Below are 5641 nucleotides of genomic sequence, written 5' to 3'. Positions count from 1 at the left end.
TAGTTGACAAGCTAGAGAAACTTTTCCTTTATTTAAGGGCCTGGAGTGCGAGGTTGTGAGCGCCTTGGTTTTCTTTTTCAGGAAGCCATTGGTTCACAAGTAAGTTAAATTGGTCGCAGGCTTGGCAGAGTTCGTGGCATAGGTCAGGATAAGATTTGCTATAGTTTTTATTAAGTGAATCAATCACGATTTGGCTATCAGAATAAAAGAAAACCGGCTTGGTAAGTCCGAAACGAGCCCGACACTCTTTTAAGCCTGTGAGAGCGGCGAGAAACTCGGCTTGGTGGTTATCGCTAACATCCGGTAAAGGAAATTTGAGTTGAATTTGTTGGCCGTTATCAACTAAAAGTATGCCAGCGGCACTTTGTTGGCTGTGGGGGTTGGTAGCAGCATCGGTATATAATTTGACCATTGAAAACCCTCCTTTGAACGATGTTTTTTTAATTATAACACGAAAATTTTTTAAGATTTTAAAAATTGTGGCGAACTTTTTCCGCTATAATGGAAGTGAGGTGAAAATAATAATGAAGAAATATTATTATCAACCCAATATTGCAGTCAGTGTTATTTCTTGGTCCTACACAGCGATTGTTTTTCTAGTTGCGATGTTGTTGTGGCTGGAGATTACTGTCTTGCAAGTTTGGACTTTTCTAGTACTTGCGATATTCTTATTTTTAACTGGAGTGCAAATCTGGCGCCGGCGGGTGGAAGTCACGGAAAAAGGATTGATTTTTCGCAGTGTGATTTCTTTCAACGATGTGGCTTTAGGATGGAAAAAAATTCATGAGATGGAATATCGGCATCATCAATTGATTATAAAGACGAAATTTAAGGAATATAAATTTTTGTTTGGCCGGAAAGCGGGACAAGAAATCTTGGAAAAGTGGTATCAAGTCCGATAAAGTTCGTATTTACTTTGTTTTTTATTGAAAAACGATAATATTTGGAAACGATGATGACAAAAAACGAAAAATACGTTATACTGACTGTATTAAAAAATAGGAGGTGCATGTCCCTATGAAGGATATTGAAATTGCACAACAAAGTAAGATGGAACCGATTGTTGAAGTCGCTAAGCGCGCCGGTTTAACCGCAAGTGAAATCGAACAATACGGTGACTATAAGGCTAAAATTAAGTTGCCTTTAGCGTCTCGTCCGAAGACCAAAGAAAAATTAGTCTTGGTAACAGCCATTAATCCTACCCCAGCTGGTGAAGGTAAGTCCACGGTGACCGTGGGATTAGGGGATGCGTTGAGTCTTTTAGGCAAGAAAGTCATATTAGCTTTGCGAGAACCTTCCTTAGGCCCAGTTATGGGAGTTAAGGGGGGGGCCACAGGTGGTGGTTATTCTCAAGTTGTGCCAATGGAAGATATCAATTTACACTTTACCGGTGACATGCATGCTTTAACGACAGCCAATAACACCTTGGCAGCTTTAATTGATAATCACATCTACCAAGGTAATAAATTAAATATTGACTCTCGTCGTGTTATTTGGAAGCGAGTTTTAGACATTAATGACCGTGCTTTACGTCAAGTTATCATTGGTTTAGGTGGTCCTTTACAGGGGGTACCACGCCAAGATGGTTTTGATATTACGGTTGCCTCCGAATTGATGGCAGTCTTATGTTTATCAGCAGATTTAGCAGACCTCAAGCGCCGGATTGGCAATATTGTGATTGGTTACACGGTTGACCGCCAACCAGTCACAGTGGATCAATTAGGAGTGACTGGCGCAATTGCGGCGCTTTTAAAGGATGCTATCAAACCCAATTTGGTACAAACTTTGGCCCACACTCCAGCAATTATCCACGGTGGTCCTTTTGCCAACATTGCCCACGGTTGTAACTCCGTTTTAGCTACTAAGACGGCCTTGTCACTTGCGGATTACACTTTAACGGAGGCTGGTTTTGGTGCTGATTTAGGGGCTGAAAAGTTCTTAGACATTAAGACCCGTGTCTTAGGCAAGACACCAGACACGATTGTAATTGTAGCTACCGCGCGCGCCTTGAAGATGAATGGGGGTGTAGCCAAGAGCGACTTGGAAAATGAAAATGTGGAAGCCGTGAAGCGTGGTTACGTCAACTTGCAACGTCATATTCAAAATATGCAAAGTTACAATGTACCAGTGGTAGTGGCCATCAACAAATTTGCTTCCGATACGGTTGCTGAATTGCAAGCAATCCAAGACTTGGCAACCCAAGACGGAGTTGCTGCTATTGTAGCCGATGTATGGGCTCAAGGTGGTCAAGGAGCTCTAGACTTAGCTAGAAAAGTACTGGAGACTACGGAAGAAGTTCGGGCTTTCCACGAACTTTATGCGGCTGATGATGATTTAGAAGTTAAGATTGACAAAATTGTTAAGAAAATTTACCACGGTGCCGGCGTGGAATACTCAGCGAAAGCTAAACGTCAAATACAAACCTTCAAAAAAGAAGGTTGGGATAAATTACCAGTCTGCATGGCCAAGACCCAATATTCTTTTTCAGATGATGCCAAGTCCTTAGGGGCACCAGAAGGTTTCACTGTTCATGTGCGGGAATTAGTACCAAAATTAGGTTCACAATTTATTGTGGCTTTAACAGGTAACATTTTAACTATGCCAGGTTTACCAAAGGTACCAGCGGCTGACAATATTGAAGTCGCGGATGATGGTACGATTTCTGGTTTATTCTAAAAAGTAGCGAAAAACTCCTTTTGCTTTTGCAAGAGGAGTTTTTACAATCTAACGATTTTTCTTTTGACCGGGGAGCCAATAAGTGAAGCCTTCCCCCGAAACATTGGTTACATCGAAGACTGAGACAAAAGCCTTAGGGTCGATATGGGAAACAATGTCGCGCAAAAACTGAGCTTCATGAGCGGAAACAACACAGTAGAGGGCTTGACCATCTTGTTTCGAATAAGCACCTTGACTTTTTAGGAAGGTTACTCCGCGATTCATTTCAGCTAAAATTGTGTCGGCAATTTCTTGATTATGGGCAGACATAATGATGAAACCGTGGCCAGTATAGGCTCCTTCTTGGGTGAAGTTAACGACTTGAGCAAAAACGTAAGAGGCTAAGAGGGTGTACATCATCTTACGCAAATCAATGTAAGAAAGTGATGCAGTTAAAACGATGGTATCAAAGACTAAGAGAGACTGCCCCATAGAAATACCACGATGTTTTTCTAGAATCCGGGCGACCACATCCGAGCCCCCGGTTGTTCCACCGAAACGGTAGGTAATTCCGGAACCAAACCCGCCGACTAATCCTGCCAAAACCCCAGAAATAAAGAGATCATGATGGATGTTGATTTCGAAGGGGAGTCTTTGCCAAAGCCAAATCCAAGCAGACAAAGTGATGGTTCCCCAAACAGTATAGATTAAAGCTCGGCGTCCGAGAAACTTATAACCAATAATGATTAAAGGAATGTTGATGGCTAAAGTTGAGATGGCCGGGTCAAGGTGAACTAAATGATATAAAATCAAGGTGATTCCGGTGACTCCTCCTTCAGCTAGTTGATTAGCCATGTTAATTTTAACGAAGCCTAAAGCGTAAATTCCGCAACCCAAGGTAACCATCAGTAGGTCGATGATGGTTTTGAGAGGGCTTTTTTCTTGTATAATCATAAAAAGAACTCCTTTTCGAAGTATTTAAACAAAATAAGCATACCACGCTTGGAGTGGGAATTGTAGGTGCCGGCCAGAAAAATTTATGTTAAAATGTAATCAGATTTATAAAAAAGGAATGAGAGAGTATGGTTAAAGTCTTAGTTGCTGGTTTTAAAGGTCGAATGGGTAATACGACCGTTCAAATGGTCTTAGAACATGCTGATTTTGAGTTGGTAGCAGTTTATGACCCGATGGCAAGTGAAAAAAATTTAAATGAAAACCCAGCTTACGCACAAACCGATGTTCCGGTTTTCAATCAATTAGTTGATATCGATACAAAAGCAGAAGTTTGGGTCGATTTTACCCGTCCCGACTCTGTGTTTGAAAATGCCCAATACGCTTTACAACATGGCATTAGTCCGGTAATTGGGACAACTGGTTTGCAAGATGATCAAGTAATCCAATTGCAAGCTCTGGCCAAGCAAAAAGGTGTTGGTGGTTTAATTGCACCCAACTTTGGGATTTCAGCAGTTCTCTTGATGCAATTTGCGCAAAAGGCCGCCCAATATTTACCTGATGTAGAAATTATTGAAATGCATCATGATAACAAATTAGATGCGCCATCAGGAACTGCAATTAACACAGCTAAAATGATTGCTGAAGTGCGTCAAGCACATAAGCAAGGTCACCCAGAAGAAAAGGAAACTTTAGCCGGAGCGCGGGGTGCCGATTATGAAGGTATGCGGATTCATGCGGTACGCTTACCGGGTTATGTGGCTCACGAACAAGTTTTATTTGGAGGTAAAGGGGAAGCTTTGACCATTCGTCAAGATTCCTTTGACCGGATTTCCTTCATGAGTGGGGTCGCAGTTGCCATTGAGAAAATTCGCGCTTATCAAGAATTAATGGTTGGATTGGAAAACTTACTCTAATGCAAGTTAAAGAATTACCAGTCCAATTCCAAGCGGCGTTACCGATTTTGGAAACCATTCAAGCAGCCGGATTTGAAGCCTACTTTGTAGGGGGGAGTGTACGCGACACGCTCTTAGGTTTGCCCATTCATGATGTCGATATTGCTTCTAGTGCCTACCCTCAAGAAATCAAGGCACTTTTTCAAAAGACGGTTGATACCGGAATTGAACATGGAACCGTCATGGTTTTAGATCATGGTCAAGGCTATGAAATTACAACTTTTCGGACCGAATCAACCTATCAAGATTTTCGACGGCCAGATAAGGTGGAGTTTGTTCGTTCATTAGAAGAAGATCTTAAACGCCGGGATTTAACTATTAATGCCCTAGCCATGGATGCTCAAGGTCAGATTGTTGACCTTTTTCATGGTTTGGAAGATTTGGATGCTCAAGTCATTCGGGCAGTCGGAGATGCTAGTGAACGTTTCCATGAAGATGCCTTGCGTATGATGCGGGCAGTGCGTTTTGCTAGTCAGTTGGACTTTAGTTTGGAAGCAGAAACCGCCCAAGCTATTGCAGTTAACGCTCCTTTACTTGAAAAAATTGCTGTTGAACGAATCCATGTCGAGTGGATTAAGTTGATGTTAGGTAAGAACCCTGCGCGTGGGTTAGCCAGTTTGGTAGCAACCAAGCTGTACCAATTCTGTCCAAGTTTTGCCAAGCAAGCACCCGTCTTTGACCGTCTAACCCAGTTAGAATTACAGCTTGATGATGAGGCTCAAGTTTGGACTTTATTAGCTTATTTAATGGACTTAGATGTCAAACAAACAAATATGCTTTTACGACAATGGAAATCCTCTAAAGATTTGATGGGCCAGGTTGTAACAGCTTTGACAGCTTTACGGGCCATTACTCAAAATTCTGTGGACCAGTTCGTCTTATACGCTACCGGTCCCAAGGGTTTAGCGACAGCTAGTCAAGTGGCTGTCCAATTGGGATTTAAGATTGATTTGAAGCAATTACAAGCTAGTTATGCGGCCTTACCAATCAAATCGAAAAAGGATTTAGCGGTAGATGGTGGTATCCTTATTAAGGAAGCGGGCATTAAGCCGGCCCAGGCTTAGGAAAATTTTAGCTTT

Annotated in this window: 6 protein-coding genes; 4 read left to right on the top strand and 2 right to left on the bottom strand. The window is 42.0% G+C overall.

Annotation, left to right across the window (positions count from 1 at the left end):
- Positions 1-28: 28 nt before the first annotated feature.
- Positions 29-412: a ribonuclease HI family protein gene (locus JCM10991_RS11110; protein ID WP_025021522.1), complete on the bottom strand. Its 384-nt coding sequence runs from the start codon at positions 410-412 to the stop codon at positions 29-31.
- A gap of 112 nt (positions 413-524) precedes the next feature.
- Here JCM10991_RS11110 and JCM10991_RS11105 point away from each other — a divergent pair, with 112 nt between their 5' ends.
- On the top strand, positions 525-902 hold the full coding sequence (locus JCM10991_RS11105; RefSeq protein WP_056986865.1) for an EbsA family protein: 378 nt from the start codon (positions 525-527) through the stop codon (positions 900-902).
- A 115-nt stretch (positions 903-1017) separates the two neighbouring features.
- Positions 1018-2676, top strand: coding sequence for a formate--tetrahydrofolate ligase (locus JCM10991_RS11100; protein WP_025021520.1), 1659 nt, complete (start codon positions 1018-1020; stop codon positions 2674-2676).
- Positions 2677-2724: 48 nt separating this feature from the next.
- Here JCM10991_RS11100 and JCM10991_RS11095 read toward each other — a convergent pair whose 3' ends face one another.
- Positions 2725-3609: a YitT family protein gene (locus JCM10991_RS11095; protein WP_025021519.1), complete on the bottom strand. Its 885-nt coding sequence runs from the start codon at positions 3607-3609 to the stop codon at positions 2725-2727.
- Positions 3610-3737: 128 nt separating this feature from the next.
- On the opposite strand from JCM10991_RS11095, the gene dapB reads away from it, so the two are divergent.
- Positions 3738-4523 (top strand): 4-hydroxy-tetrahydrodipicolinate reductase, encoded by a 786-nt coding sequence (gene dapB / locus JCM10991_RS11090; protein WP_023859501.1) that lies wholly within the window; start codon positions 3738-3740, stop codon positions 4521-4523.
- On the top strand, positions 4523-5626 hold the full coding sequence (locus JCM10991_RS11085; protein WP_025021518.1) for a CCA tRNA nucleotidyltransferase: 1104 nt from the start codon (positions 4523-4525) through the stop codon (positions 5624-5626). The genes dapB and JCM10991_RS11085 overlap by 1 nt, the downstream gene beginning before the upstream one ends.
- Positions 5627-5641: the final 15 nt, after the last annotated feature.

Origin of the sequence: Ligilactobacillus equi DSM 15833 = JCM 10991 (assembly GCF_000615765.1) — a bacterium.
Taxonomy (GTDB): domain Bacteria; phylum Bacillota; class Bacilli; order Lactobacillales; family Lactobacillaceae; genus Ligilactobacillus; species Ligilactobacillus equi.
This window is presented reverse-complemented; position numbering and strand designations above follow the sequence as displayed.